This is a genomic window from Streptomyces sp. NPDC028289 (assembly GCF_055565975.1).
Map to the genome: position 1 here is coordinate 196,687 of NZ_JBVHTI010000006.1, position 25,819 is coordinate 222,505.

The window sequence follows — 25,819 nt, forward strand, 5'->3', positions numbered from 1 at the left end:
TCATGCCCCGAGCTGCCGGGCGGCGGCCGCCACCGTCTGCTCCAGCAGCACGGCGATGGTCATCGGGCCGACCCCGCCCGGCACCGGCGTGATCAGCGAGGCGCGCTCGACGGCGGTGTCGAAGTCGACGTCACCGACGTTGCCCTCGTTGTAGCCGGCGTCGAGCACGACCGCGCCCGGCTTGATGTCCCGGCCCCGGATCAGCCGGGGCCGGCCTACGGCGGCGACCACGATGTCCGCCTCGCGGACGGCCGCGGACAGGTCCCGGGTGCGGGAGTGGCAGTAGGTGACGGTGGCGTCGCGCGCGAGCAGCAGCATCCCGGCCGGCTTGCCCAGGATCGCGCTGCGGCCGACGACCACCGCACGCTTCCCTGCCGGGTCGACGTCGTACGCGTCGAGCAGGCGCAGCATGCCGCCGGGGGTGCAGGAGACGAAGCCCGGCAGGCCGAAGCTCATCGTCGCGAACGACGCGAAGGTCACGCCGTCCACGTCCTTCTCCGGCGCGATCGCCTCGAACGCGGCCCGCTCGTCGATGTGTTCGCCGACCGGATGCTGGAGCAGGATGCCGTGCACCGCCGGGTCGGCGGACAACCCCCGCAGGGTGGACACGAGGGCGGCGGTGGTCGTGGTGGCGGGCAGGGCCACGTGCCGGGAGGCGATGCCTGCCTTGCGGCTGCGGTTCTGCTTCATCCGGACGTAGGTGACGGAGGCGGGGTCCTCGCCGACCAGCACGGTCGCCAGACACGGCGTGACGCCGGTCCGTGTGGTGAGGTCGGCGGCCTTCTTCGCGGTCTCCTCGACGGTTCGGCGGGCGAGGGCGGTTCCGTCGATGAGACGAGCCTGGGTCATGCGGCGCTCCTGAGCTGGTTCGACCTTGATCGCCCAGGCGCACGGCAGCGACAGTGCGGACCGCTCCCCGGTGGTGCTCCACCTCAGCGCCAGTCACGGCCCGCGTTCAGGGTAACCGAGACGCTCGGCGTCTCCGGCGACAGTGCGCGGTCCGCAGCAGCGCCCGCAGCAGCGCGGTGCACGCGCGGGGCCGCGGGCGGTGGGCGTGTCCCAGCGTCGCCCGCGCCGAGAAGGTCCAGGTCAAGCGTGAGCTGACCTGGACCCTTCCGGTCCTTGCGACTACTCGTCGTCCCATGCCTGGATCATGATCTGTTCGGCGATCTTGCCGTCGCGGAGCGTGATCATCGACTCGGCGAGCACCCGGACCCCGTCCCCGTACTCGCAGGACTCGCTGAAGGCGGCCTTGTCGCCCTGGACGATGCACTGGTCCAGCCTGTGCGTCATGTCGCGGCTGTAGACGTCGTCCAGCAGTGCGGCGATGTCCTGGCGGCCGTGCAGGACCTTGGGGTGGCTGGGCTGGGTGTTGCGGTCGATGATGCGGATCTCGGCGTCGTCCGCGTAGAGCGCCAGAAGGCTGTTCCCGGTGTTCCCCTCTATGGCCCGGCGCAGCGTGTCGGTGTCGAACGTGGAACCCGTCGCGGTGCCCATGGTGACCTCCTGCGGGAGCCCGCGACCCGATGCGGAGCGGGCCGCGCGAGCCCCTCACATCGAGCGTCCCCCGCACCGCCGGGCTCGGCAAGCGCAGGCGCACGCTCCGCCTTGCGGGTGAGGGGGACCGGCTGCCCGTGTCCGGCCAGGCGCCGGGGCCGTTGCTGAGGACATGATCTCAACACGACGTATCGTCGCCGCCGTCGGCCTTGCCGTCGGGGTCACCGGCCTCGCCGCGCCGCTGGCGAACGCGGCCGACGCGAGCGCGCAGCACCCCGGGAAGCTCACCGCGCTCGGCGTGCTCGACTCGGTCTCCCGCAGCGACGTCCCGGCGGAGTACCGGGGCAGGATGCCGAAGGTCTCGGAGCAGGTACAGGGGCTGAACGGACTCCACAAGCTCGGCGAACTGCACCAGGTCACCGACCTGGCCGCGCCCGCCATGGGGCTGCTGCCGGGCATCGAAGCCTGACCGCGCCGCACACCGAGGGCCGTCCCGGCAGGGGCGGCCCTCCTCGTTGCCCGCTCTCGGTGCTCCGCTCTCAGTGCTCCGAGGCCAGGAACTGCGTCGCCGCCAGCTCCGCGTACAGCGGGTCCGCCGCCACCAGCTCCCGGTGCGTGCCCACCGCGCGGACCCGGCCCGCGTCCATGACGACGATCCGGTCCGCCATGGTCACCGTCGACAGCCGGTGCGCGACCACCAGCACCGTCGTCGACCGTGCGACATCGGCGACGGTGTCCCGGAGCGCCGCCTCGTTCACCGCGTCCAGCTGCGAGGTGGCCTCGTCCAGCAGCAGCAGCCGGGGCCGGCGCAGCAACGCCCTTGCGATCGCCACCCGTTGGCGCTCCCCGCCCGACAGCTTGGTGCCGCGATGCCCGACCAGGGTCTCCAGCCCCTGCGGCAGCCGGGCGACCAGGCCGTCGAGCCGCGTCGTCTTCACCACCCGCGCGACCGCGTCCTCGTCCGCCTCCGGGTTGCCGAGGAGCAGGTTGTCCCTCAGCGACCCCGACAGCACCGGAGCGTCCTGCTCGACGTACCCGATGGCCGAACGGAGCAGCGGCAGTTCCCAGTCGGCGACCGGACGGCCGTCGACGGCGATCGTGCCGGACTCCGGGTCGTAGAACCGCTCGATCAGTGAGAAGACGGTGGTCTTGCCCGCGCCGGACGGCCCGACGAACGCCGTCATGCCCCGCGCGGGGACGTCGAAGGTGACACCGTGGTGGACGTACGGCAGGTCGTCGGCGTAACGGAAGTGCACGTCGGTGAAGGCGACGGCGGCCGGTTCGGCGCCGGCGGACGGCAACTCGGCGCGCCGGGAGGGAGGTTCGGCGGGCAGCCGGAGCGCCTCCTGGATGCGGGCGAGCGCGCCGGCGCCGGTCTGGTACTGGGTGATCGCCCCGACGACCTGCTGAATCGGCTGCATCAGGTAGAAGACGTAGAGCAGGAACGCCACCAGCGTGCCCACCCCGATCGCACCGGTCGCCACCCGCGCCCCGCCCACCGCGAGCACGGTGATGAACGCCAGCTGCATCGCCAGCCCCGCCGTGTTGCCCGCCGCGGCCGACCACTTGGCGGCCCGCACGCTCTGCCGCCAGGACTCCTCGGCGGCCTCGTGCAGGGCGAGTTCCTCCCGGTGTTCGGCGCCGGACGCCTTCACCGTGCGCAGGGCGCCCAGCACCCGCTCCAGCGAGGCCCCCATCACCCCGACCGCGTCCTGCGCCCGGCGGCTCGCCCGGTTGATGCGCGGCACGATCGTGCCCACCACCGTGCCCGCCGCGCCGATCACGACGAGGGTGACGGCAAGGAGCACCGGATCGACCACCCCCATCATCACCACGGTGGCGAGCAGGGTGAGTCCCTCGGTGCCGAGTGCGACCAGCGAGTCCGTGGTGACCTCGCGCAGCAGGGTGGTGTCCGAAGTGATCCGCGCCATCAGGTCACCGGGTTCGGTCCGGTCCACCGCGCTGATCCGCAGCCTGAGCAGATACGACGACAGGGTGCGCCGCGCCCCGAGCACGACCGACTCTCCGGCGCGCCGCAGGACGTACGAACCCAGCGCGCCCACCCCGGCGTTGGCGACTACCAGACCCGCCATCGCGAGCAACTTGGCCGTGATGGAACGGTCGTGGGACAGGTCGTCGATCAACCCCCGGGCCACCAGCGGAAGCAGCAGCCCGGTCGCACCCGTCACCAGCGAGAGCGCCGCACCGGCCAGCAGGGCCCAGCGGTGCGGACGTACATAGGAGAGGAGCAGCCGGAACACGGGCTCTTTCCTCGGTGTCGTCGGAACTGCGTCAGCGGCGGTCACGGTGCTCCTCGTCCGGCGGCGGGCGGCGCCCTCCGACGTGCCCAGGCTACGACGGCCGCTCCCGGCACCGGGGCCCGGTCAGCTCCGGGCGGAACCGAGCTTCGCCAGGGTCGCGTCGAGGTCGGCCGGACGCGGCCGGTTGTGGGGCAGCTTCGAGAGGACCGCGGCCATCCCGCAGGTGTCGGTGAGCGCCGAGAACACCAGGCCGCCCGCGACCCCCGCCGACAGCAGGAGCCAGGCCGGGTGCAGCAGGCCGAGGCCCAGGCCCGCGAGGACGGCCGCCCCGGCGGTGAACCGCACCTGGCGCTCCATGGCCCAGGTCGCACGGGACGCGCCGCGCGGCCGGTGCAGTTCGTGACCGCGCTCGGCCCAGCCGTGCGTGCCGCCGGTGAGGGTGGCCGCCGGGATGCCGTGCTCGGCGAGGAGTGCCCGGGCGCGCTCGGCCCGCGCGCCGGAGGCACACACCAGGAGCATCCCGCCGTCCGCGGCGCGGAGCGCGGGCAGGGCCCGGTGCAGCGCGTCCAGGGGGATGTTGTGGGCGCCGGGCACATGGCCGGCGGCGTACTCGCCGGGTGTGCGGACGTCGACGACGGTCAGCTCCGGGAGGCGGGCGAGGGCCTGGTCCGGGGTGAGACCAGGGTTCGGGGGAGTAGTGGTCATGGCGGATGCGATCCTTCCTTGCAGTGATGAAGTGATGAGCGGCGGGTTCGCCCGAGGGGCGGGTAAAATACCCCTACGGGTATGTGAGGAGTGGTGGTCGTGGAGCTTCAGTTCGAGGGCGACGAGCTCAAGTCGGTGCTGAACCGGCTGCGCCGGGCGCAGGGGCAGATCTCCGGCGTGATCAAGATGATCGAGGAGGGCCGCGACTGCGAGGACGTGGTCACCCAGCTCGCCGCCGCCTCGCGCGCCCTGGACCGGGCGGGCTTCGCGATCATCGCGACCGGGCTGCAGCAGTGCATCATCGACCCCGCCCGGAGCGGGGCGGACGGTGAGACGACCGAGCAGATGAAGGCACGGCTGGAGAAGCTGTTCCTGTCGCTTGCCTGAGCGGTAGCGCCCCGAAAGGGGCGCTGGGGGCACCCCCGGCCGAAGGCTGGGGGAGGAACCGCGGGACCAGCCACAACGGCGCCGCAGTCGACCGACGGCATATCGCGGCCCTTCCCGCGGAGGGCTCGGCGCGTCAGCTGACCGCGTCGGCCAGCATGAACGCGGCCACCGCGAGCAGCGCGTAGGCGAAGAGCCGCTGGAGGGTGCCCGCGGAGAGGCGGGCCGCGAGCCGTCTGCCGTCCCAGGCGCCGAGGATCGCGGCCCCGGCGAAGGGCCCCACGGCCGACCAGTCGACGCCCGCCGCCGCACCGGCGCGCGCCGCCAGCGCGGTGAGCGAGTTGACCGTGATGACCAGCAGGCTCGTGCCGATCGCGGCACGCATCCGCAGCCCCACGACGTTCACCAGGGACGGCACGGCGAGGAACCCGCCGCCCACCCCGAGCACCCCGGTCACCGCGCCGAGCCCGGCCCCGGCCCCGGCGACCCGGGACGCCCGTACGGGGCCCGGCCCGGTGACCGCGGTCGCCGCGGGCCGCAGCATACGCACCGCCGCCACGGCGGCCAGCACCGCGAACGCCCCGGTCAGCAGCGCCGCCGGAAGATGCCGGGACAACACCCCGCCGACCGCCGCCGGCCCGAGGCCCGCCGCCGCGAACACCGCACCGGCCCGCCAGCGCACCGCGCCCTCGCGGGCGTGCGCGACGAGTGCGGTGGCCGAGGTGACCGTGACGACGACCAGGCTCGCGGTGGTGGCCGCGGCCGGGCTGAAGCCGAGCAGATAGATCAACGCCGGTACGGCCAGCACGCTGCCGCCGCCGCCCAGGGCCCCGAGCGCCAGCCCGGTGACGGCCCCGGCGCCGAGGGCGAGCAGGAGCGCGCTCATCCGGCGGTGCCCTCGGCGGTCACCGCGAGGCCTGCCGTGCGCCAGGCGGTCATCCCGCCCACGACGTCCACCGCGTCGAGCCCGCGGGCGGTCAGCAGCGCCGCCGCCTCCCGCGAGCGCCGGCCCGAGTGGCAGATCACGACGAGCGGGCGGTCCGCGGCGGCCGGCGGCAGCGGAGCCCCGGCCGCCAGCCCGGACAGCGGGGCGTGCACCGCCCGCGGCGCGTGTCCGGCCGCCCATTCGCCGGCCTCGCGGACATCCAGCAGGACGGCATCCGCGTCCGTGCGCTCCCACGCCTCGGCCGGGGTGAGCCGGGCCATCGGCAGCCCGGCCGCGCCCGCCGCCGCGAACCCGTCGTCCACGGCCACCACATCGCGCCCGGCCGCGTCGAGGAGGGAGGCGGCGACGGCGGCCCGCATCCCGCCCGCGCAGTGCACCCACACCGTGCCGCCGGGTATCTCGCCCAGCCGCTCCCGCACCTGGTGCAGGGGTATGTGGACCGAACCCCGTATGTGGCCGCCGGCCCGCTCGGTGTCGCGGCGCACGTCCAGGACGACGACGTCCTCCGTGCCGCGTGCGGCCAGGTCCGCGAAGGTGGCACGGGGGAAGGAACGGGGCCGCTCGCCCGCGCGCAGCCAGGCCTCGGGTGCGCCGGTGGCGGCCGCGGCCGGGCGGTCGATGCCCACGCGGATCAGCTCCCGCTGAGCGGCGGCGAGCTGGGCCGCCGACTCGGCGAGCAGCGTGACCGGCCGGCCCCAGGGCAGCAGCCAGGCCAGATAGGTGGCGAGCTGCCCGTCGGCCTCGAAGTTCAGGGTGCCCGAGACGTGTCCCTCGGCGAACGCCACCCGGTTGCGCAGGTCCACCACCCACTCCCCGGCGGCCAGCCGCGCCGCGATCTCCGCCGCGTCCGCCCGGCCCGGCGGCGTGAGGTCGACGGGGGCCGGGCCACCGGAGTTCAACGGGCCCATGTGGGCGTAGTAGGCGGGTACGTCGTCCAGTCCCGCCAGCAGCTCCGCGACGAACGTGTCGACGTCCTTGACCAGTGCCTCGTTCACCGCGCGCTCCCGGCCGATGGTGGTGTCCGGACCGGCGGCGTCCCCGGCCGAGCAGAAGCTGCCGAAGCCGTGCGTCGGCAGCACCGCCGTCGCGTCCGGAAGCTCGGCGGCCAGCCGGTGCGCCGAGGCGTGCTGCGCCCGCGCCAGCTCGCCGGTCAGCCGGGGCTCCACCAGGTCGGGCCTGCCGACCGTGCCGATCAGCAGCGAGCCGCCGGTGAAGACGGCCACCGCGCGGCCGGTCTCCTCCAGGACGTACGACGTGTGGTGCGGGGTGTGCCCGGGGGTGGCCAGGGCCCGCAGCGCGAGGCCGGCCTCGATCTCCAGCACGTCCCCGTCGGCCACCGGCACCCGCTCGTACGCCACCCGCGCCCCGGCCGGCACCACGTACGCGGCCCCGGTCAGCCGGGCCAGCTCGAGGCCGCCGGAGACGTAGTCGTTGTGCACGTGCGTCTCCACGACCTGCGTGAGCCTGACCCCGCGCCGGGCGACGGCCGCCAGCACCCGGTCGACGTCGCGGGGCGGATCGACCGCGACGGCGCCGTGCGCCCCGCCCGCCAGATAACTGCGGTTGCCCAGTCCGGGCACCTCGATGGTGTCGACGAAGGACACGGCAGCACACTCCTCTCCTCGATCCCCCTCGTGAATTACCCCCGGGGGTATGTGAGCCACCGTAGCAGAGGTACCCCCGGGGGTATGTGGCAGAGGTGGTGGCAACACGAACGGCGGTGGCAGGGGAAGGTCCGCAGCGGTCGATGCGTGCCGTCGCTGATCGTTCCCGCGTAGGGTCGGAGGCCAGCACGTCAGCAGAGCGACGAAAGGGCAGGCCCATGGCGCAGGAAGTACGCGGCGTGATCGCACCGGGCAAGGACGAGCCCGTGCGGGTCGAGACGATCGTGGTGCCCGACCCGGGGCCGGGCGAAGCCGTCGTACAGGTGCAGGCCTGCGGGGTCTGTCACACCGATCTGCACTACAAACAGGGCGGCATCACCGACGAGTTCCCCTTCCTGCTCGGCCACGAGGCCGCCGGGGTGGTGGAGTCGGTCGGCGCCGGCGTCACGGACGTCGCGCCCGGTGACTTCGTGATCCTCAACTGGCGTGCCGTGTGCGGGGCCTGCCGGGCCTGTCTGCGCGGGCGGCCCTGGTACTGCTTCAACACCCACAACGCGAAGCAGAAGATGACCCTCGCCTCGACCGGCCAGGAACTCGCCCCGGCCCTCGGCATCGGGGCCTTCGCCGAGAAGACGCTGGTCGCCGCCGGGCAGTGCACCAAGGTCGACCCGGCCGTCTCCCCGGCGGTCGCCGGGCTGCTCGGCTGCGGGGTGATGGCCGGCATCGGTGCCGCGATCAACACCGGCAACGTCGGCCGGGGCGACTCGGTCGCCGTGATCGGCTGCGGCGGGGTCGGCGACGCGGCGATCGCCGGGTCGAACCTGGCGGGCGCCGCGAAGATCATCGCCGTCGACATCGACGACCGGAAGCTGGAGAAGGCCCGCTCCCTGGGCGCCACCCACACGATCAACTCGCGCGAGAGCGACCCCGTCGAGGCCATCCGCGGCCTGACCGGCGGCTTCGGCGCCGACGTCGTCATCGAGGCGGTCGGCCGCCCGGAGACCTACCGGCAGGCCTTCTACGCCCGCGACCTCGCGGGAACCGTCGTCCTGGTCGGCGTACCCACCCCCGAGATGAAGCTCGAACTCCCGCTCCTCGACGTCTTCGGCCGCGGCGGCGCCCTCAAGTCGTCCTGGTACGGCGACTGCCTGCCCTCCCGGGACTTCCCCATGCTGATCGACCTGCACCTCCAGGGACGGCTGCCGCTGGACGCGTTCGTCACCGAGACGATCCAGCTCGACGAGGTCGAGAAGGTGTTCGACCGGATGCACGGCGGCGACGTGCTGCGTTCGGTGGTGGTGCTCTGATGACCACGCGCATCGAACGCCTCGTCACCTCCGGCCAGTTCACCCTCGACGGCGGCACCTGGGACGTCGAGAACAACGTCTGGATCGTCGGCGACGAACGCGAAGTGATCGTCATCGACGCCGCGCACGACGCCCGGGCCATCGCCGAGGCGGTCGACGACCGCGTTCTGAAGGCGATCGTCTGCACCCACGCCCACAACGACCACATCGACGCGGCGCCCGCCCTCGCGGACCTCACCGGCGCCAAGATCTGGCTGCACCCCGACGACCTGCCGCTGTGGAAGCTGACCCACCCCGACCGCGACCCCGACAACCACCTGTCCGACGGGCTGGTCATCGAGGCCGCCGGCGCCGACCTGACCGTGCTGCACACGCCAGGCCACGCCCCCGGTGCCGTCTGCCTCCACGACCCCGGCCTGGGCGTCGTCTTCACCGGCGACACCCTCTTCCAGGGCGGCCCCGGCGCGACCGGGCGGTCCTACTCGCACTTCCCGACGATCATCGACTCCATCCGGGACAAGCTCCTCACCCTCCCGCCGGAGACGAAGGTCCTGACCGGACACGGCGACCCGACCACCATCGGCGCCGAGGCACCCCAGCTCGCGGAGTGGATCGCCCGGGGACACTGACCCGCACGTGATGCCGGCTTCCGCGGAAGGCCCGCCAGCGGTCACCGCGGAACCGGCCACCGCGGAACCGGCACGCCCCTCAGTCGTCGGACGCCGGCCGGGTCGGCCAGAGCGCCGGATGCCCCGGAGGCAGTGCGAGATCCTCGCGTACGGCGGTGTAGTAGCGCTCCCGGCAGGCCCGCTGCCGTGCCAGCAGGTCCTGCCAGGCGTCCGGGTCGACCGTCCCGGAACGCATGAACCGCTCCATGGCCATCACCGCCGTCACCCACTCCCGCGCCTGCTCCACCACCTCCCGGCTGCCCAGCATGATCAGCGCCTCCCCGGCCGGATCGCGGCCGTCGGTGGCCGCCGCCAGCTGCGGCTCGGCCTCGGCCGGGGAGATCGGGTGCGGATGCGGGTCGTTGCCGAGATGGGCCGCGACGCGGTAGGTGAGGTTCACCGTTTTCTTCAGCGCCCGCGCGTACTCGCTGTACACCGCCAGCCGCCGCTCCTCCCAGCGCGCCTCCTGCTCTCGCCGGAACCGCGCCCGGTCACCCCGCACCACCGCGAGGTACGAACCGAGCGCGCCGATCACGACGCCTATCAGGGCCGGGAGTTGCTGCAGGAACGCGGTCATGTGCGCACGGTATCTGTCCTGTTGATCGTCCGGCCCGTACGGTCGTCGCCATGACCGGACTGACTCGCTTTGCCGGACACGGAGTTCTCGTCACGGGCGCGGCCCGCGGCATCGGCGCGGCCGTCGCCCGTCGGCTGGCCGAGGAGGGCGCACAGGTGCTGGCGACCGACCGGGACCTGCCCGAGGCGGAGCGGACGGCGGCCGCGCTGCGCGAACAGGGCCTGGCGGTAACGGCGTTCGCCTGTGACGTCGCCGACCGGGACTCGGTGGCGGCGGCCGTCGAGCGGGCCGTCGGCTCCTTCGGCACGCTCGACGTCCTGGTGAACTGTGCCGCGCACTGCACCCCGGACGTCCCCCTCTTCGAGGACCAGCCGGACGACGGGTGGGCGCTGGACCTCGACATCACACTCACCGGCGTCCACCGCTGCTGCCGTGCCGCCCTCCCGCATCTCGCCGCCTCCGGACGGGGCGCGATCGTCAGCATCGGCTCCGTCAACGCCCGGGCGGACTTCGGCAACCACGCCTACAGCGCCGCCAAGGCCGGTCTCGCCTCGCTGACCCGCACCCTCGCCGGGCACGCGGCCGCGCGCGGGGTGCGGGTCAACCTGGTGGAGCCGGGGACGGTCCGCACCTCGGCCTGGGCGGGCCGGGAGGACGAACTCGACGCCGTCCGGCCGCTGTACCCGCTCGGCCGGGTCGGCGAACCCGAGGACATCGCCGCGGCCGTCGCCTTCCTCGCCTCCCGCGACGCCGCCTGGATCACCGGCACCACCCTGAGCGTCGACGGCGGACTCACCGCCGTCCACAGCGGATTCCACGCCGCGCTGCGGCCGCACCGGGAGGCCCGGAGCGGCTCAGAGAGCGGCTGACGCGGTCGCGAGCACCGCCAGCACGCGCCGGGTGTCGTCCTCGGCGGTCCGCCAGTTGCTGAACGCGGCCCGCAGCGCCGGCACCCCGCCGTACACCGTCGGCGTCAGGAACGCCTCCCCGGACGCGGCGACCGCCCGGGCCAGCGCGGCCACCCGTTCCTGCGTGGGCTGCTCGGAGAGGGTGAAGCAGACGACGTTGAGCCGGACCGGGGCGAGCAGACGCAGGGCGGGCAGCTCCTCGATGCCGGAACCGAGGCGGCGGGCCTCGACGACGTTGCGCTCGACGATCTCGCGGTGCCCGTCCCGGCCGTACGCCGTCAGCGCGAACCAGGCCGGCAGCGCCCGCATCCGGCGGGAGTTCTCCGGGGTCAGGTGCAGGAAGTCCGGGGTGCCGGCGGGCGGGCCCAGGTAGGGGGACTCGTTCTGGAAGACGGCCACCTGGAGGTCGCGGCGGCGGGTGAACTGCACGGCCGCGTCGTAGGGGACGTTGAGCCACTTGTGCAGGTCCACGCAGACCGAGTCGGCCGCGTCGAGCCCGGCGACGAGCGGGGCGTGGGCGGGGGAGAGGGCGGCGAAGGCGCCGAACGCGGCGTCCACGTGCAGCCAGAAGCCGTACCGCTCCTTGAGGGCGGCGATCGCCCGCAGGTCGTCGAAGTCGACGGTGTTCACGGTGCCCGCGTTGGCGACGACGATGGCCGGCCGTCCGTCCCGCGCGGCCAGCGCCGCGTCGAGCGCGGTCACGTCCACCGCCTCCCGGTTGCCGGGCAGCAGCGCCACCCGGTGCAGTCGGTCCCGGCCGATGCCGAGCACCGAGAGCGCCTTGCCGACGCTGGAGTGCGGGCTGCCGGAGAACACGTCGACCGGGCCGAGCGCGGCGGCGCCCGCCCGGGAGACGTCCACCCCGAGCCGCTCCCCGAGCCAGGCGCGGGCGATCGCCAGACCGACCGTGTTCGACATCGTGGCCCCGGACACAAAGGCGCCGCTGTGCGCGTCGCCGAGCCCGAACAGCTCGGCCAGCCAGGCCACGGTCTCGCGCTCCAGGGCGGCGCCCCAGGAACCGGCGTCCCCGGACAGGTTCTGGTCGTAGGCCGAGGTCAGCCAGTCGCCGGTGAGGGAGGCGGGGGTCACCCCGCCGGTGACGAAACCGAGGTAACGTGGCCCGGCCGAGGCGGACATACCCGGCGCCCACCGCTCGGTGAACCGGGCCAGTGCGCCGGCCCCGCCCTCCCCCCGCCCGGGCAGCGGCGCCCGCGCGGGCGCGGGCCCGAGCACGGCCACCGGCCGCTCGGGCGATCCGGCCGCCGCACGGGCGGCCACGTCGCGGGCGGACTGGAGGAGTTCGGGAAGCCGGGCGAGATCGTCGGCGAGTGCGGGGTGCATGACCCGCACACTAGGTCGGCCACGACGCTGTGGCGCGGGCCACTTCCGGGTAAGTGGACCCATGCCGGCCGGGGCGGCCGCGGCGGGTAAGTTAACCGTTTCGTCACAGCGCGCCCCGGGCTACAACCAATGCCGCGCATCGGGCAGTCCAGTACGACGAGACCACAGCACAGGAAAAAGGAGACAGACATCATATGGGGGACATACGCAGACGAAGTGCCGTAGTGCTCGGTGTCACTGGCCTTGTGGCGCCGCTCACGCTCGCCCTCACCTCCGCTCCGGCGCAGGCGGCGAGCTGCACCACGCAGGCCGGGCCGTACCAGAAGCAGGTGGAGAAGTTCCTCGGGCGGCCGGTCGACGGCAAGCAGTCCACCGCCGACTGCAAGGCGATCCAGGCATTCCAGAACAAGCACGGCATCACGCCCGCCGTCGGGTACGCGGGTCCCGTCACCTGGGGCGTGATGGACCTGATGAACAAGCAGAAGGCCGTCGGGAACAACCCCAACAAGGACGGCAAGTGCCCGACGAACAAGGGGCGCATCGCCTGCGTCAACCTCACGCTCCAGCTGAGCTGGATCCAGGACGGCAGCAGGCTGGTCTACGGCCCGGTGCCGGTCCGCACCGGCCGGGACGGGTTCGAGACCCGAACCGGCCTGAAGAAGATCTACTGGCGTGACATCGACCACGTCTCGTCCGTCTACAACGTGCCGATGCCCTACAGCCAGTTCTTCGACGGGGGCCAGGCCTTCCACTCGGTGAATCTCAGCATGTGGAACCCGCCGGGCTCGCACGGCTGCGTCAACATGACCCCCACCACCGCCAAGAAGTACTGGTCGCTGCTGAAGACCGGTGACGACGTCTACGTGTACGGCCGCAAGCCGGGCACCTGACGGCACCCGGCCCCGGCCGGCGCCCCGGCTCAGCTCGCCGGGGCGTCCCCGAAGTCCGGGATCTCCAGCCTGGCCCCGCCCTGCCGCGCGGACTCGTGCGCGATGATGCCCGGCAGGGTGTAGCGGGCCGCGACCCACGCGTTGACCGACGGCAGACTGCGCGTGTTGACGGCGGTCACGAAGTCGTCCACCAGGAAGTGGTGGCTGCCCTCGTGCCCGTTGTGGAGCGCGTCGAACTCCCGCGGCAGCCGCGCCCGGTCGTGGACCGGTGCCGACCCGGAGGTGAAGGCGGCCCGCAGTTCCGGCGCGATGTGCTGGAGCGACGGGTCGTCGGGCGACATGGTGGGCTTGGGCTCGAGCAGCTCGCTGATGTCCTGGACGCCCTTCTTGTCCTGCCACAGCGCCACCGTCGCCAGCTGCTCCATGCTCGCCTCCGTGCCGAAGAACCGGAAGCGGGACTCACGGATGTGCGACGGGTAGCCCACCCGCCGGAACTCGTTGGTGCGGAACGAACCGCCGCCCGCCACCTCGAACAGAGCGGTGGCGTTGGACACGTCGTTGCCGAACTGACTGACCTCCTTGTCGAAGACGCCGTCACCCCGGTCGTCCACGACCCCGATCGCCGACACGCTCACCGCGTGGGTCTGCCAGGCGCCGAGCACCCCGCCCACCGCGTGCGTCGGGTAGAGCAGCGGGGGGTAGCTGGCGGTCGCCTTCCAGTTCTCGCCGCCGCTGTAGCGGTAGGCGTCGTAGAAGCCGAGGTCCATGTCGTGGACGTAGTCGCCCTCGGCGTAGAAGAGCCGCCCGAAGGCGCCCTCGGCGATCTGGTTGCGGGCGTGCACGGTCGCCGGGTTGTACTGGCTGGTCTCGCCCATCATGTACGTCAGCCCGGTCGCCTTGACCGTGTCGATGATCGCGGCGATCTCCTCGGTCGTGATCGCCATCGGAACCGCGGAGTACACGTGCTTGCCGGCGTTCAGGCCCTGGAGGACCAGCGGGCCGTGCGTCCAGCGCTGGGTGAAGATCGCGACCGCGTCGACGTCGGACTCCAGCATGGCCTCGTACGACGGGAAGGTGCCCGCCAGACCCTGGTCGGCGGCGAGCTTCTCCGCCCGCTCGGGCAGCAGGTCGGTGACGTACACGTCGCCGACGCCTGGATGGGCCTGGAACAGCGTGGCGAACTGGCCGGAGAACTGTCCGGCGCCGACGATGCCGAGTGAGAAAGTCATGGGGGTTACTTTTGCTGCGGAAGAATCTTGCCGTCAAGGGGCGGAAGGAAGTCGGAAAGGTGCGAGGAGGGCGCTTATGCGGCGCACTCGGCGCACAGTAGGGTGGCTTGGTTGCTTCAGCTCCGGAAGAAAAGGGATACCGTGACCGACTGGCTGCCGCTGAGCCCCGCGGAGCGCTCCGTGGCGATCGAGGTGCTCGTCAACGGTCCGCTGTCACGCACCGCGCTGGCCCGCAGGCTGAACCTGTCCCAGGGCAGCCTCACCCGCCTCACCAAGCCGCTCATCGAATCCGGGCTGCTCGTCGAGGCCCCCTGGACGGGCGCCCCGGCGGAGGCGCGCCAGGGCCGCCCCTCGCAGCCGCTCGACGTGGTCGCCGAGTCCCGGTCCTTCCTCGGCTTCAAGATCACCGACGAGATGGTCTACGCCGTGGTCACCAGCCTCAGGAGCGACATCGTCGCCCGCCTCGACCGACCTCTCGCCGGCCATGACCCCGAGTACGTCGCCGACCTGCTGGCCGACATGACCGCCGAGCTCGCCGGCCGCCACCCGGCGATCGCGGGCATCGGCATCGGCGTCGGCGGGTTCGTGCGCGAGTTCGCGGTGGTCGGCGAGTCGCCCTACCTGTCCTGGCGTGACGTTCCGCTGGCCGGCCTGGTCCGCGAGCGCACCGGGCTGCCGGTCGTCGTGGAGAACGACGTGGCCGCCCTGGTCGAGGCCGAGACCTGGTTCGGCGCCGGCCGCGGACTCGACCGGTTCGTCGTCCTGACCATCGGCGCCGGCATCGGCTACGGCCTGGTGCTCGGCGGCAGGCGGGTCCCCTGTGCCGAGGAGGACCGCGGCTTCGGGCGGCACTGGATCATCGACCCGCTGGGCCCGCTCACCCCGCAGGGAGAGCGCGGCAGCGCCGTGTCGCTGCTCACCATCCCCAGCATCCGCTACCAGGTCCGGGCCGCCACCGGCCGCGACGCGTCGTACGAGGAGATCCTCGCCGGCGCCGCAGCGGGCGAGCCGATGGCCGCGCGGGTGATCGGCGAGGCCGGCCGGGCGCTGGGCACGCTGCTCGCGCAGATCGCCAACTTCGTCATGCCGCAGAAGATCCTGCTGGCCGGGGAGGGGGTCGGTCTGATGGAGGTGGCCGGGGACACGGTGCGGGAGACGGTCCGCGCCCACCGGCATCCGCTTGCCGCCCCGATCGGCCTGGAGACCAAGGTCTCCGACTTCCACGACTGGGCGCGGGGTGCGGCCGTCCTGGCGATCCAGGTTCTGGTGCTCGGCCGGGCCGGCGGCTGAACCGCCGTTTCCGCAGGTACGGCCGTTGCCGGACCGCGGCGAACTCCCGCCTGTCCTTGACACATTGACGTGATGAGTAACACGGTCCGATATGTCCGTATCGGTCGTACTTACTCACGGCGCCTTCACGTCGAGCGGCATATGCTTCACACCATGTCCACCACTGTTGAAACCGTCACCGAGCGATCGGCCGACGAGGTCAACGAGGAGATCCGGGCCCTGTGGCTCCGGTCGGGCGGGACACTGAGCACCGAGCAGCGCGAGGAGTACCAGCGGCTCGTCCTCGAATGGGCGGCAGCGACCCCGTAGCAGCCGGGCCAGACGGCCTGACCGCCCGTCCCGGGCACCCGCAGCGGGCGGGTGCCCTTCTCGTAGGACCTCGCGCGGCAGACCTCGCGCCGCCCCGTCAGCCCCAAGTGGCCGAGTAGTAGCGCTGGTACGCCTTGCGGTCCTGTTCCGCGCGGATGAAGCGCGTGCCCACCAGCGCGATCAGACTGCCCCCGATCACCAGCAGGCCCGGCCCGATGTTGCGAGTGTCCGTGAGCCGGGCGACCAGGCTGGTGTCGTCCCCGGTGACCGGCGCCGTCGAACCCGGCGTGGCCGTGCTCGGCGCGATGGCGCTGTGGTTGGCCGACGCGGACGGCGCGGGCGTGGCGGCCTGCCCCCCGGCGGCCTGCTTCGTCACGATCAGCTGCACGTTCAGCGCCGCCATCGCCCGCGTCACCGGCTGGAAGAACGTCACCCCGCCCGTGGTGCAGTCACCGCTGCCGCCCGAGGTCACCCCGAGCGCGATGCCGTTGGAGAACAACGGACCCCCGCTGTCGCCCGGTTCGGCACACACGTTGGTCTGGATGAGCCCGGTGACGGTGCCCTCGGGGTAGTTGACGGTCGCGTTCAGCGCGGTCACCGTGCCGTCGTGCAGCCCGCTTGTGGAGCCGCTGCGGAACACCTTCTCGCCGACCGTCGGATCCGCCGCCCCCGTGATCCGCACGCCCTGGCCGTTGCCGATCGCGACCACGTCCGCGTTGTCACCGGCCTTCCCGTTCGCGTACTGGATCAGCGAGAAGTCGTTGCCCGGGAACTGCGTGTCGATCGTGGTGCCCACCTGCTGGTCGTTGCCCTGTCCCTCGTCGAACCAGATGGTGTTGGCGGGACCGCAGTGACCGGCGGTGAGGATGAAATCGGTGGTCCCGTTGGTGACGTTGAACCCCGCCGAACAGCGGCCGCCCGTCGACAGGATGGGCTGCGCCCCGTTCAGCCGGGTGGTGAACTTGCCCTCGGAGCGCTGCATCTGCACGAAACCGCCGATGCCCGCGGCGACCTTGCTCAGGTCCGACCAGTCCGACGCGGAGACCGTGCTGTCGGCCTCCACCATCACCCGGTTGGTCTTGTAGTCCACCGCCCACGCGGTGCCGGCCACCCGAGGTGCCGCCTTCAGCGTCGCGGTCGCCGCCTTCAGCTCGTTCATGCTGTGCGACACCATCTTGGGCTCGGCGCCCGCCCGCTGCACCGTCGCCGCGGCCTGCTCGTCGGTCACCGCGACCACCGGCTTGCCGTCGGCGCCGATCCAGCTGCCCGCGGTGCGGGCCGTGCCGAGCTTCGCCACCAGCGCGGCCCCGGTGTCACCGGCCTCGGTCGCGGAGCCCGAACTGAACGGGACGGCGGACGTGCCGGGAGTCTCGCTCGCCATGGCCGTGGTGACCATCGCGCCTCCCAGAAGGAGTCCGCCGACCGCCGCCAGCTGTGTCCCCCGCCGGACGACCCGTCGTCGTGCGTGCCTCATCAATGGCTCCCGAACCCCGAACGCGCGGTGCCTGCACCGCGGGGCCCTCCGGTCGTCGAGCGCCCTGCTCTCCATACGTGGGCGGCCCGCGGGGTGTTCACGGCGGTAGTGATCTTTACGATCCCGTGGCAGTGCGGCACGGCCCCACGCCTCGTTCCCGGGCCCTCCCCAGCCGCCTATCTTGAGCCCATGACCAGCATCCCGCAGGAGAATCCGGGCGAACCGAACCCGTTGCGCGCCCTCACCCTCGACCGGCTGCGATGTCGTACCAGCATGAAATGGCGCACCTATCCCGAGGACGTGCTCCCGCTGTGGGTGGCCGAGATGGACGTGCCGCTCGCGCCGGCCGTCGTCCGCGCGGTCACGGACGCGATGGAACTCGGCGACACCGGCTACCCGGCGGGCACCGCCTACGCCGAGGCGCTCGCCGCGTTCGCCGCGAAACGCTGGGACTGGGGCGGGCTCGACACGGCCCGCACCGCGATCGTCCCCGACGTGATGCTCGGCGTGGTCGAGATGCTGAAGCTTGTGACCGGGCCCGGCGACCCGGTGGTCGTCAACTCGCCGGTGTACCCGCCGTTCTACCAGTTCGTCGAACACATGGACCGGCGGGTGGTGGAGGCCCCGCTCGGGGCCGACGGGAGGATCGACCTCGGCGTCCTGGAGGCGGCCTTCCGCGGGCTCGGCGGCGGGCAGGCCGGCTATCTGCTCTGCAGCCCCCACAACCCGACCGGCACCGTCCACACCGCCGACGAGCTCACCGCCGTCACCGCCCTCGCCGGGCGGTACGGCGTCCGGGTCGTCGCCGACGAGATCCACGCCCCGCTCACCGCCCCGGGCGTCGGCTTCGTGCCGTACCTGAGCGTGCCGGGCGCCGAGCGCGGGCTGTCCCTGATGTCGGCGTCCAAGGCCTGGAACCTCGCCGGTCTCAAGGCCGCGCTCGCCGTGGCCGGACCCGGGGCAGCCGCCGACCTCGCCCGGCTGCCGGAGGAGGTGAGCCACGGCCCGAGCCACGTCGGCGTCATCGCCCACACGACCGCGCTGACCGACGGCACCGCCTGGCTGGACGCGCTGCTCGCGGGCCTGGACGAGAACCGGCGCCTGCTCGCCGGGCTGCTCGACCGCCACCTGCCCGGCATCCGGTACCGGCCCGCCGAGGCCACCTTCCTGGCCTGGCTCGACTGCCGCGCTCTCGGCCTCGGCGACGATCCGGCCGAGGTCTTCCTGGACCGGGGCCGGGTCGCCGTCAACTCCGGCATCCCCTTCGGGACCGGTGGTGCCGGGCACGTACGGCTCAACCTGGCCACCTCGCCCGAGGTGATCACGGAGGCGGTGGAGCGGATGGCGGCGGCGCTCGCGTGAGGCGTGGCCGCGCGGCTGACATCATGGCCGTATGCGCGTGCTGATACCGCTTCCCGACCGGGACTTCGACGTGACCGAGGTGGCCGTGCCCTGGCGGGAGCTGACCCGGGCCGGCCACGAGGTGGTCTTCGCCACCGAACGCGCCGGCACCCGGCCCGCCGCCGACCCCCGGCTGCTCACCGGCGTGTTGTTCGGGCAGCTCGGCGCGGCGGAGGAACCCAAGCGGTGCTACGAACAGCTCACCGTCGCACCTGAGTTCACCGCCACGCTCGCCTGGGCCGACCTCGATGTCACCGGCTTCGACGGGCTGCTGCTGCCCGGCGGCCACGCGCCCGGCATGCGCCAGTACCTCGGTTCGTCCGAACTGCGCGACCAGGTAGGGAAGTTCTGGGCGCTCGGCCGCCCGGTCGGCGCGATCTGCCACGGTGTCCTCGTCCTCGCCCGCACCGGGGACCCGGCCACCGGGCACAGCGTCCTGTCCGGCCGCCGTACCACCTGCCTGCCCAAGTACATGGAACGCACGGCCTACTTGACCACCGCCTGGCGCCTGGGCCGCTACTACCGGACCTACCCCGCCTACGTCGAGGACGAGGTGCGCGGTGCCCTCGCCGACCCGGACGCCCAGTTCGAACGCGGCCCCCGCGAGCTCACCCGGCGCGGCACCGCGACCGACGACACCCACGCCTTCGTCGTCGAGGACGGCACGTATCTGTCGGCCCGCTGGCCCGGTGACGCGTATCTGTTCGCGCGGAGGTACCTCGACCTGCTCGACAGACATTCGGAAGCGTGAGCGCTGCGCCGGCCGCGCGGTTCGTCGACCGCGGGCCGGTGGGGGCTGGTCGCGCCCACGCGGCGGAGCCGCACATTGATACGGCCCCGTGCCCCTGCGGGGCGCGGGGCCGCCTAGACTCCGGTCATGGACGACACCACCGGTACGGCCCTCGACCGGCTCGGCGCCGGCAAGTACCTCCTGGTCACCAGCTACCGCAAGGACGGCACCCCCGTGCCCACGCCGGTGTGGGTGGTGCGGGACGGGGACGCGCTCGGCGTCTGGACGGTCGCCGACTCCTTCAAGGTCAAGCGCATCCGCCGCCGTGCCGACGTCACGGTCGGCCCCTGCGACCTGCGTGGCAACCCGACCGGCGACCCCGTCCCGGCCACCGCCGAGATCACCGACGCGGCCACCACCGCCCGCTACCGCGGCCTCATCGCCCGCAAGTACGGCATCACCGGCCGCCTCACCCTCCTCGGCAGCAGGCTGCGCCGGGGCGTCGACGGCACGCTCGGCATCCGCGTGACCCTGGCGCCCTGAGGAGGCCGGGACCCCCTCAGGGCGCGCGGGGCGCTACGAGGCGTCCAGCACCGTGCCGGTGAGCGTCAGACCGCCGGGCAGCGGCTTGCCCTCGTCGTCCGCCTGCTGGAAGGTCACCGACTCGGCCGGTTCCGCGGCCTGGTCCCGTACGGTGGGCACGGTCACGTCGAGGCGGGTCTGCCCGGCGGGCACGTCCAGCCACAGGTACAGGCCGTCGACCTGGGACAGCGGCCGCTCGGGGTCCGGATCGGCGCCGGAGACGTCGGCCAGCCAGCGGGGGTCGACGTCCTTGGTGGACAGCTCCGTGCCGCCGCTGCCGGCCGGCACCGGCACGAACAGCGCGCCGATGTCCGTGTCCGCGGCCTCCGACAGCGAGATCCGCCACTTCAGGGCCGAGCCCTCGGTCACCCGGTCCGCGAGCGGGGTCACGGTGACGGTGGGTGCCGGGTCGTCGTTGTGTACGGTCAGCCCGCCCAGGTAGGAGCCGACGACCGCCCCGTGGACGGCCTTGACCAGCACGTCGTACGGCACGTCGGCGCCGTAGCGGGTGTTGCCCCGCACCTTGACCGGCACGTCGATGCCGTGGCCGCCGGGCCGCACGGTGACCAGGCGGTCCTTCGCGGTACCGGTCGCCGGGTCGACGACGTACACCCGGACCTGGCCGCTGCCCCGCCCGGACACCCGCACCGGGACGTGGTAGGTGCGGACGCCCGAGTCGCCCTCGTCGACCGTGAGCCGGCCGACGTCGACGCGCGGCAGCCCGGCCGCGCGGACCGCCGGGGTGCCCGGCCGCCAGCCCCAGGCGTCCATCAGCCAGGCCCGTCCGGACCCCGAACGCGGCGTCAGCTCCAGGGATGTCACGGACCGCAGGTCGAGGCCGGCCCGGCGGGCGGCGGTGAGCGGTACGCGCAGTTCGCGCGCCCAGTAGGACGCGGTGCGGTCGCTGCCGGGCAGTCCGTCGGCCCGGACCCGGCCCAGTACGGCCCGCCGGCCGTGGCTGTCGGTGACGGACACGTCGAGGCCGGTGCCCCTGGTGTTCGGCGGCACGAAGACCCGCAGCGCGAGCGCCTCGGCGCCGGAGAGCGAGACCGGCCGCGCCACCCGGATGCGGGCCGGCGTTCCGGCGGACGTCCAGTGCAGCGCGATCGCGTGCCGGCCGGCCTCCCGTGCCGTCTCCCACTGCGCGAAGTGGGGCGAGGCGCCCGTGGTGCCCTCGCCCAGGCAGGCCACCGCCGGGTCGGGATCGACCGCCGAGCACAGCCGGCCGCCGGTCACCGTCACCTTTCCGTCCGGCAGGAACCCGGCACCGCGGTTCGCGCCGACCGCGTGGCCGAGCACCCGCGCCGGATCCGCCGACGGCGCCCGCCGCCCCGAACCGTCCAGCAGCGGACGGACCTTGTCGTCCCCCGCGACGAACAGCCGGGCCGCCGCCGCGATGTACGCCGAGCCCGCCCGGTGCTGCTGGTCGGCCGTCAGCCGGGTCGCGGCGCCCGGGGAGCAGACCGGGTCCGGGTGGTCCGGGTCGTCGAAGAAGTCGTCCTCCGCGGGGGCCTGCGCCTGCCCAGGCGTCCACTCCGTGTTGAAGAAGTTGTGGTCGGCGCCGATCACGTACACCGCGCTGTGCAGGGCCTTGCCCTTGCTGACCGCGCGGGTGCCGTCGACGTACACCTCGCCCTGGAGGTCGGAGACGTCGCCGTCGCAGCCCGGCAGGATCGTGAGCGACGGCACGTCCGGCACCGGGTTCTGGCCGAAGACGGTCGGCCCGATCAGCACGGTCCCGCTGATGTGCCAGCGCACCTTGCCGTGGTAGCCGTCCTGGTCGGCCGGCGGCGGGTACAGGCTGTCCAGCGCCGCCCGGTTGACGCCCTCGCCGCCGCGCGAGTGGCCGATCAGCAGCACGCGGGAGAGGTCGGCGCGGGGTGCCTCGCGCACGATCGGGGGCGCGTGCCCCGGGTCGCGCGCCCAGTCGGCCCAGTGCGCGAGGTGCAGCCGGATCAGGGACGAACGGGCCTGCGCGCCGCCGTCCTCGGCCTGCCAGTCCTGGCCGTTGATCCCGTTGGCCGAGATAGACACCGTCACATAGCCCTGGGAGGCCAGCAGTTGCTGGTCGCGCAGATAACCCCGGTGACTCGGTATGGGGAGCGTCCCGGCCGGGCACGGCCAGGCGCCGGAGGCGTCGTCGGAGCCGCCGTGCGGGGCGTAGCAGGTGGCGTGGCGGCCGTGCAGGAACAGCGCGAGCGGGCGGGCCCCGGAGACCCCGGTGGGCGCGACCACCACGGCCTGCATCTCGACCGGTACGGAGAACCCGGGCAGCCGCACCGACTTGAGACGGTACGAGCCCGTCTCCGTGCGGTACTGGCCGGGCCTGCCCGGGTCCACCGGATTGGCGGGCAGCGGTGCGGGCGGCCGGACCACCGCCGCATGCCCGGACGCGTCCGCGCCCGGACGGGCGTCCAACCTTCGTCCGCCGGACCAGACCTGAAGGTCCTTCAGCGCGCCCGCCCGTGCCCCGTCCAGGCCGAGCCGGAAGGTGTGCCCGTCCCGTTCCGGCTTCGGCACCCCCAACAGCCGCCCGCCCGCACGGAATTCGACCCGCGCGTCTCCCATCGGCACCCGCCTGCCGGACCGCCACACCAGCTGGGGCGCCTGCCGTCCCCGGTCGATGTGCCAGCCGGGCGGCAGCTTCCCGTCGGCTGCGGCTGCGGCTGGGCCCTGTTGAGCGTGTGCGGTGGTGCCGGACACTCCTCCCGCGAGCGCGAGCACCGCCGCAGCGGTGACCCATATGCGCCGGGTACGGACCAATGTTCCTCCTCCTCGCAAGGCGAGCACGGGCCGCCCCGGCCGTCCCGGGGAAGCCCCTCGCCCTCCGGAGGACGGGGAGTGGAGTCTGTGGGTTGCCTGTGCGACTGGAGTGAACGGATCACGTGAGGGATACCGGAGTGAACCGGTCAGGTGCGGGAGGGGCGGCACCTGCCGAGTTCGGGGGCGGTCTGCCCGCGGGCGAACTCGACGGGTGCCGCCCCTCGCGTGCTACTCGACGCCGCGCGGTACGGCCGTGGCGTGGTGGTAGTACATGCGCCAGCCGCTGCGCTCGTCGTGCCGGCGCCAGAGTGAGCTGTGGCGGGAGCGGCGGTCGCCGAGGCGGGCCTCGAAGGTCACCTGTACCAGCCCGGGAGCGAGGACGACTGCGGTCATGCCGGACGGCTCGTACCGGGGGCCGTTCGCCGACGCGCCCGGCTTGTCGGGCAGTTCGGCGAGCAGCTGCTGGTACGTGGACCTGCGGCCGGACGCGCCCACCTCCACGAACTCCGGGTCCAGCAGCTCGGCCGCCCGGTCCCGGGAGGCGCGCACCGCGGGATCCATCAGCCGCAGCTCGCCCGCGATCACGGCCGCCGCCTGGGCCCGTTCGTCGTCCATGGGCACATCCTCGCCCAGCGGCCCGGTCGCCGGGCAACCGGATTTCCGACCGTCAGCTCCAGGCCCGGTACGGCTCGTCCAGCAGCTGGAAGACCGGCTCACCCCGCACCGGGTCCTTGGCCGTGGAGAGCCTGACCCGGTCACCGCTGTGGATGCCGATCGGCGGGCCCATGACCCGGCCCCGGACCACGAACCCCTCGGCCATCTCGATCAGGGACACGTTGCGCGCGGCGGGGGTGTTGCGGTGCACAACCGTCGAGTGGCGGACCGTGCCGGTGCCCTCGCTGCGCTCCGTCCGCAGCTCGCTGCACTGGCACACCGGACACAGCAGCCGGTGGTACATCGCGGTGCCGCACCAGGTGCAGCGCTGGTAGACGATGGCGTCCTTGCCCCGGTCCGCGGGCGCGGGGTCGAGAACGCCCGTCGCGAATCCGACCGCCGACTGCGCGGCGCTCGTCGAGTGGTGGTACACGCTGGTCAACTCCCTGCGCTCGCCCGGAATCCCGCGTGTCCGGACCCGGCCGGGCACGCCTGTGCCCGGTTGGCCGTGCCACCGTGCACGTCGACAGAGTATGGCACTCAGTGCCAGTCGTAAAGGCACTGCGTACCCCGAATATGAGGTCTTCCGGGTCTCAGGCGCGGCCGAACGCGGTCTCGATCTCCTGGACGACCCGCCACAGCGGGGCGTCCCGCCGCGAGACGAGGACGACCACGTCGTCCGGGTGTTCCGCCGGGCCGCCGAACAGCGCGGCCGACGCCCCGCCCTCGGCGGCCCCGGTGCCGAACGCGGCCTGCACGTACCCGAGGGCGTGGTCGACCGTCTCGTCCGCGTCGACCCGCCCCTCCGAACGCAGCCAGGAGCGGAGCGCGTTGTTGTGCGCCGCGACCACGGCCGCCGCGACGACATCCGCCCGCAGGGTCCCGTCGGGGCGGCCGGCGTACCGGCCGCGCAGGTACTCGGCGAGGGCGCGCTCGTAGCGCCACACCACCGACAGCTCGTACGCGCGCAGCCCTGGGACCTGTTTGGTGAGCCGGTAGCGCTGTACGGAGAACGTGGGGTTCTCCGCGTACATCCGCAGCACCAGCCGGGCCGCGTCGCACACCCGCCGCACCGGCTCGCACTCCGGGTCGTCCGCCGCCAGGAAGGCGGTCATGTCGGCCAGGCACCCCTCGTGGTCGGGGAAGACCACGTCCTCCTTGGACGGGAAGTAGCGGAAGAACGACCGGCGCCCGACCCCCGCGAGGGCAACGATGTCGTCGACGGTCGTCTGCTCGTACCCGCGCTCCACGAAGAGCCGGAAGGCCGCCGCGACCAGGGCGTCCCGCATGGGCGGCTTGGCGGGCGGTGCCACGCTGCTGGAGCTCATGGACGGGAACGTAGCATTCCGTCGGCCCGTGTGGCACTCAGTGCACCAGGTTGGGGGACTGAGTGCTCTGCCGGCCGCCCCGGACCCGCTCGCGCTCCCGGTCTGAACCGGTGGGGCGGTCCTCCCGTATGTGTTCTCGGGGATCGCGGACTCCCCGTGCGCACGGGGAGTGGAAGGAGAGCAGTGTGTCGACACCGCCCGACCCTGAACAGTCGCACCGCGGGCCGGTCCTGGAACCGGTCCGGGTCCTGCGCCCGCGCCGGCTCGACACCCTCGCGGAGCTGATGCGCGAGTTCCACGCGGACGCGGAGGCCGCCGAGCGGACGCGGGAGGCGCAGGAGAAGAAGGAGGCGAAGGAAGCGCGGAGCCGGGGGCCCGCCGACTTCGAGGCCTTCGAACCGGCCGTCGGTTCCGGCACCGGGTCCTTCGGCTCCGGCATGGAGGACGAGACCCAGGAACTGCCGCCCGTCACCGACGGCCCGCGTACCATGCCCGGCCGCCGTGGCCACGGCGCCGACCCCTCCCGTTCCTTCGGCTTCGGGCCGGGACTGCGCAGGGCCGCCGTCGTGGTGGCCGTCGGCGCGGCGGCCCTGGTCGGCTTCGGCTGCGCCCTGCTGCTGCCCGGCCGGGAGGGTACCGCCGAGGCCGCCCAGCCGTCCGAGTCGGCCACCACGGCACCGGCCTCCACCCCGCCGGCCTCGGACACCTCCACCGACCCCGACGGCGCCGGAACCCTCCGCCAGGGCGACACCGGCCCCGAGGTCGTCGAGCTGGAGCAGCGCCTGCTGCGCATCCCGGACGTCTACCGCGACGGCTCCACCGGCGGCACCTACGACGCGGCCCTGACCGCCGCCGTGGAACGCTTCCAGATCTGGTATGGCATCAGCGGGGACGAACGCGGTGTCTACGGCGACGACACCCGCCGCGCCCTGGAGTCCCGTACCAGCCTCACCGACGGCTGACGGCCCGGA

At 73.3% G+C, this 25,819-nt stretch carries 26 protein-coding genes and 1 riboswitch; of the genes, 12 read left to right on the forward strand and 14 right to left on the reverse strand.

The annotated features are described in order from the left end of the window. Together ACZ4UV_RS30135 and ACZ4UV_RS30140 are read right to left on the reverse strand one after the other, a co-directional pair. Entirely contained in the window at positions 1-849 is an 849-nt protein-coding gene (locus ACZ4UV_RS30135) for a bifunctional 5,10-methylenetetrahydrofolate dehydrogenase/5,10-methenyltetrahydrofolate cyclohydrolase (RefSeq protein ID WP_467842083.1), read from the reverse strand. Positions 850-873: 24 nt separating this feature from the next. Then, a riboswitch (ZMP/ZTP riboswitch) is annotated at positions 874-956 on the reverse strand. Positions 957-1,128: 172 nt separating this feature from the next. Next, entirely contained in the window at positions 1,129-1,497 is a 369-nt protein-coding gene (locus ACZ4UV_RS30140; protein ID WP_390036060.1) for a nuclear transport factor 2 family protein, read from the reverse strand. Positions 1,498-1,669: 172 nt separating this feature from the next. Here ACZ4UV_RS30140 and ACZ4UV_RS30145 point away from each other — a divergent pair, with 172 nt between their 5' ends. Continuing rightward, positions 1,670-1,966, forward strand: coding sequence for a hypothetical protein (locus ACZ4UV_RS30145; RefSeq protein WP_390036059.1), 297 nt, complete (start codon positions 1,670-1,672; stop codon positions 1,964-1,966). Between the two features lie 70 nt (positions 1,967-2,036). Here the strand turns inward: ACZ4UV_RS30145 and ACZ4UV_RS30150 are convergent, their stop codons facing one another. Together ACZ4UV_RS30150 and ACZ4UV_RS30155 are read right to left on the reverse strand one after the other, a co-directional pair. Beyond that, on the reverse strand, positions 2,037-3,758 hold the full coding sequence (locus ACZ4UV_RS30150; protein WP_451017693.1) for an ABC transporter ATP-binding protein: 1,722 nt from the start codon (positions 3,756-3,758) through the stop codon (positions 2,037-2,039). Between the two features lie 123 nt (positions 3,759-3,881). Further along, on the reverse strand, positions 3,882-4,463 hold the full coding sequence (locus tag ACZ4UV_RS30155; RefSeq protein ID WP_390036054.1) for a rhodanese-like domain-containing protein: 582 nt from the start codon (positions 4,461-4,463) through the stop codon (positions 3,882-3,884). 99 nt (positions 4,464-4,562) lie between these two features. Here ACZ4UV_RS30155 and ACZ4UV_RS30160 point away from each other — a divergent pair, with 99 nt between their 5' ends. Continuing rightward, positions 4,563-4,850, forward strand: coding sequence for a metal-sensitive transcriptional regulator (locus tag ACZ4UV_RS30160; protein WP_293991319.1), 288 nt, complete (start codon positions 4,563-4,565; stop codon positions 4,848-4,850). 133 nt (positions 4,851-4,983) lie between these two features. Here ACZ4UV_RS30160 and ACZ4UV_RS30165 read toward each other — a convergent pair whose 3' ends face one another. Beyond that, positions 4,984-5,733 carry a sulfite exporter TauE/SafE family protein gene (locus ACZ4UV_RS30165; RefSeq protein ID WP_451017692.1) on the reverse strand — a complete coding sequence of 250 codons (750 nt, stop codon included), beginning with the start codon at positions 5,731-5,733 and terminating at the stop codon, positions 4,984-4,986. Beyond that, positions 5,730-7,397 carry an MBL fold metallo-hydrolase gene (locus ACZ4UV_RS30170; protein ID WP_451017691.1) on the reverse strand — a complete coding sequence of 556 codons (1,668 nt, stop codon included), beginning with the start codon at positions 7,395-7,397 and terminating at the stop codon, positions 5,730-5,732. Before ACZ4UV_RS30170 ends, ACZ4UV_RS30165 begins: the two co-directional genes overlap by 4 nt. 218 nt (positions 7,398-7,615) lie before the next feature. Between ACZ4UV_RS30170 and ACZ4UV_RS30175 the strand changes: the two genes are divergently transcribed. Both ACZ4UV_RS30175 and ACZ4UV_RS30180 read left to right on the forward strand, forming a co-directional pair. Further along, positions 7,616-8,704 (forward strand): S-(hydroxymethyl)mycothiol dehydrogenase, encoded by a 1,089-nt coding sequence (locus tag ACZ4UV_RS30175; RefSeq protein WP_467842091.1) that lies wholly within the window; start codon positions 7,616-7,618, stop codon positions 8,702-8,704. Continuing rightward, the gene (locus ACZ4UV_RS30180; RefSeq protein ID WP_351496758.1) at positions 8,704-9,333 is read left to right on the forward strand and encodes an MBL fold metallo-hydrolase; all 630 of its coding nucleotides are present in this window, start codon (positions 8,704-8,706) and stop codon (positions 9,331-9,333) included. Before ACZ4UV_RS30175 ends, ACZ4UV_RS30180 begins: the two co-directional genes overlap by 1 nt. Before the next feature lie 79 nt (positions 9,334-9,412). On the opposite strand, the gene ACZ4UV_RS30185 is transcribed toward ACZ4UV_RS30180, so the two are convergent. Further along, positions 9,413-9,949, reverse strand: coding sequence for a hypothetical protein (locus ACZ4UV_RS30185; RefSeq protein WP_451017689.1), 537 nt, complete (start codon positions 9,947-9,949; stop codon positions 9,413-9,415). A 50-nt stretch (positions 9,950-9,999) separates the two neighbouring features. Between ACZ4UV_RS30185 and ACZ4UV_RS30190 the strand changes: the two genes are divergently transcribed. Next, on the forward strand, positions 10,000-10,818 hold the full coding sequence (locus ACZ4UV_RS30190; RefSeq protein WP_451017688.1) for an SDR family NAD(P)-dependent oxidoreductase: 819 nt from the start codon (positions 10,000-10,002) through the stop codon (positions 10,816-10,818). Here ACZ4UV_RS30190 and ACZ4UV_RS30195 read toward each other — a convergent pair. Continuing rightward, entirely contained in the window at positions 10,804-12,198 is a 1,395-nt protein-coding gene (locus tag ACZ4UV_RS30195) for a pyridoxal phosphate-dependent decarboxylase family protein (RefSeq protein ID WP_390036043.1), read from the reverse strand. The genes ACZ4UV_RS30190 and ACZ4UV_RS30195 overlap by 15 nt on opposite strands. Before the next feature lie 194 nt (positions 12,199-12,392). Between ACZ4UV_RS30195 and ACZ4UV_RS30200 the strand changes: the two genes are divergently transcribed. Continuing rightward, entirely contained in the window at positions 12,393-13,088 is a 696-nt protein-coding gene (locus tag ACZ4UV_RS30200; protein ID WP_351500560.1) for a L,D-transpeptidase family protein, read from the forward strand. 29 nt (positions 13,089-13,117) lie between these two features. On the opposite strand, the gene ACZ4UV_RS30205 is transcribed toward ACZ4UV_RS30200, so the two are convergent. After that, on the reverse strand, positions 13,118-14,317 hold the full coding sequence (locus ACZ4UV_RS30205; RefSeq protein WP_467842097.1) for a Gfo/Idh/MocA family protein: 1,200 nt from the start codon (positions 14,315-14,317) through the stop codon (positions 13,118-13,120). 141 nt (positions 14,318-14,458) lie between these two features. Here ACZ4UV_RS30205 and ACZ4UV_RS30210 point away from each other — a divergent pair, with 141 nt between their 5' ends. Together ACZ4UV_RS30210 and ACZ4UV_RS30215 are read left to right on the forward strand one after the other, a co-directional pair. Further along, on the forward strand, positions 14,459-15,607 hold the full coding sequence (locus ACZ4UV_RS30210) for an ROK family transcriptional regulator (RefSeq protein WP_451017686.1): 1,149 nt from the start codon (positions 14,459-14,461) through the stop codon (positions 15,605-15,607). A gap of 153 nt (positions 15,608-15,760) precedes the next feature. Then, a complete protein-coding gene (locus tag ACZ4UV_RS30215; protein ID WP_351500593.1) occupies positions 15,761-15,916 on the forward strand; it encodes a hypothetical protein in 156 nt (51 codons plus the stop codon). Positions 15,917-16,013: 97 nt separating this feature from the next. Here the strand turns inward: ACZ4UV_RS30215 and ACZ4UV_RS30220 are convergent, their stop codons facing one another. After that, a complete protein-coding gene (locus ACZ4UV_RS30220; RefSeq protein ID WP_451017685.1) occupies positions 16,014-17,390 on the reverse strand; it encodes a S1 family peptidase in 1,377 nt (458 codons plus the stop codon). 189 nt (positions 17,391-17,579) lie between these two features. Here ACZ4UV_RS30220 and ACZ4UV_RS30225 point away from each other — a divergent pair, with 189 nt between their 5' ends. From ACZ4UV_RS30225 to ACZ4UV_RS30235, 3 genes are all read left to right on the forward strand, one after another. After that, a complete protein-coding gene (locus ACZ4UV_RS30225) occupies positions 17,580-18,752 on the forward strand; it encodes a MalY/PatB family protein (protein ID WP_451017684.1) in 1,173 nt (390 codons plus the stop codon). 31 nt (positions 18,753-18,783) lie between these two features. Then, entirely contained in the window at positions 18,784-19,542 is a 759-nt protein-coding gene (locus tag ACZ4UV_RS30230) for a type 1 glutamine amidotransferase domain-containing protein (RefSeq protein WP_451017683.1), read from the forward strand. Positions 19,543-19,668: 126 nt separating this feature from the next. Continuing rightward, the gene (locus tag ACZ4UV_RS30235) at positions 19,669-20,064 is read left to right on the forward strand and encodes a PPOX class F420-dependent oxidoreductase (RefSeq protein ID WP_351500572.1); all 396 of its coding nucleotides are present in this window, start codon (positions 19,669-19,671) and stop codon (positions 20,062-20,064) included. 33 nt (positions 20,065-20,097) lie between these two features. Here the strand turns inward: ACZ4UV_RS30235 and ACZ4UV_RS30240 are convergent, their stop codons facing one another. The 4 genes from ACZ4UV_RS30240 to ACZ4UV_RS30255 all read right to left on the reverse strand — a co-directional run bounded on the left by ACZ4UV_RS30240 (position 20,098) and on the right by ACZ4UV_RS30255 (position 24,848). Next, positions 20,098-22,866, reverse strand: a complete 2,769-nt coding sequence (locus ACZ4UV_RS30240) for an alpha/beta hydrolase (protein ID WP_467842103.1) — start codon at positions 22,864-22,866, stop codon at positions 20,098-20,100. 228 nt (positions 22,867-23,094) lie between these two features. After that, positions 23,095-23,481, reverse strand: a complete 387-nt coding sequence (locus ACZ4UV_RS30245) for a nuclear transport factor 2 family protein (RefSeq protein ID WP_467842106.1) — start codon at positions 23,479-23,481, stop codon at positions 23,095-23,097. Between the two features lie 52 nt (positions 23,482-23,533). Next, the gene (locus ACZ4UV_RS30250; RefSeq protein ID WP_451017696.1) at positions 23,534-23,953 is read right to left on the reverse strand and encodes a Zn-ribbon domain-containing OB-fold protein; all 420 of its coding nucleotides are present in this window, start codon (positions 23,951-23,953) and stop codon (positions 23,534-23,536) included. A 160-nt stretch (positions 23,954-24,113) separates the two neighbouring features. Continuing rightward, positions 24,114-24,848, reverse strand: coding sequence for a TetR family transcriptional regulator (locus ACZ4UV_RS30255; RefSeq protein ID WP_451017680.1), 735 nt, complete (start codon positions 24,846-24,848; stop codon positions 24,114-24,116). Positions 24,849-25,033: 185 nt separating this feature from the next. Here ACZ4UV_RS30255 and ACZ4UV_RS30260 point away from each other — a divergent pair, with 185 nt between their 5' ends. Further along, entirely contained in the window at positions 25,034-25,810 is a 777-nt protein-coding gene (locus tag ACZ4UV_RS30260) for a peptidoglycan-binding protein (RefSeq protein WP_467842109.1), read from the forward strand. The last annotated feature ends 9 nt before the right edge of the window (positions 25,811-25,819 follow it).

Coding starts and splice junctions, on each gene's coding strand:
- ACZ4UV_RS30135 (WP_467842083.1), bottom strand. CDS start 849: ATGACCCAGGCTCGTCTCATCGACGGAACCGCCCTCGCCCGCCGAACC.
- ACZ4UV_RS30140 (WP_390036060.1), bottom strand. CDS start 1,497: ATGGGCACCGCGACGGGTTCCACGTTCGACACCGACACGCTGCGCCGG.
- ACZ4UV_RS30145 (WP_390036059.1), top strand. CDS start 1,670: ATGATCTCAACACGACGTATCGTCGCCGCCGTCGGCCTTGCCGTCGGG.
- ACZ4UV_RS30155 (WP_390036054.1), bottom strand. CDS start 4,463: ATGACCACTACTCCCCCGAACCCTGGTCTCACCCCGGACCAGGCCCTC.
- ACZ4UV_RS30165 (WP_451017692.1), bottom strand. CDS start 5,733: ATGAGCGCGCTCCTGCTCGCCCTCGGCGCCGGGGCCGTCACCGGGCTG.
- ACZ4UV_RS30175 (WP_467842091.1), top strand. CDS start 7,616: ATGGCGCAGGAAGTACGCGGCGTGATCGCACCGGGCAAGGACGAGCCC.
- ACZ4UV_RS30180 (WP_351496758.1), top strand. CDS start 8,704: ATGACCACGCGCATCGAACGCCTCGTCACCTCCGGCCAGTTCACCCTC.
- ACZ4UV_RS30185 (WP_451017689.1), bottom strand. CDS start 9,949: ATGACCGCGTTCCTGCAGCAACTCCCGGCCCTGATAGGCGTCGTGATC.
- ACZ4UV_RS30190 (WP_451017688.1), top strand. CDS start 10,000: ATGACCGGACTGACTCGCTTTGCCGGACACGGAGTTCTCGTCACGGGC.
- ACZ4UV_RS30195 (WP_390036043.1), bottom strand. CDS start 12,198: ATGCACCCCGCACTCGCCGACGATCTCGCCCGGCTTCCCGAACTCCTC.
- ACZ4UV_RS30200 (WP_351500560.1), top strand. CDS start 12,393: ATGGGGGACATACGCAGACGAAGTGCCGTAGTGCTCGGTGTCACTGGC.
- ACZ4UV_RS30205 (WP_467842097.1), bottom strand. CDS start 14,317: ATGACTTTCTCACTCGGCATCGTCGGCGCCGGACAGTTCTCCGGCCAG.
- ACZ4UV_RS30215 (WP_351500593.1), top strand. CDS start 15,761: ATGTCCACCACTGTTGAAACCGTCACCGAGCGATCGGCCGACGAGGTC.
- ACZ4UV_RS30220 (WP_451017685.1), bottom strand. CDS start 17,390: ATGAGGCACGCACGACGACGGGTCGTCCGGCGGGGGACACAGCTGGCG.
- ACZ4UV_RS30225 (WP_451017684.1), top strand. CDS start 17,580: ATGACCAGCATCCCGCAGGAGAATCCGGGCGAACCGAACCCGTTGCGC.
- ACZ4UV_RS30230 (WP_451017683.1), top strand. CDS start 18,784: ATGCGCGTGCTGATACCGCTTCCCGACCGGGACTTCGACGTGACCGAG.
- ACZ4UV_RS30235 (WP_351500572.1), top strand. CDS start 19,669: ATGGACGACACCACCGGTACGGCCCTCGACCGGCTCGGCGCCGGCAAG.
- ACZ4UV_RS30245 (WP_467842106.1), bottom strand. CDS start 23,481: ATGGACGACGAACGGGCCCAGGCGGCGGCCGTGATCGCGGGCGAGCTG.
- ACZ4UV_RS30255 (WP_451017680.1), bottom strand. CDS start 24,848: ATGAGCTCCAGCAGCGTGGCACCGCCCGCCAAGCCGCCCATGCGGGAC.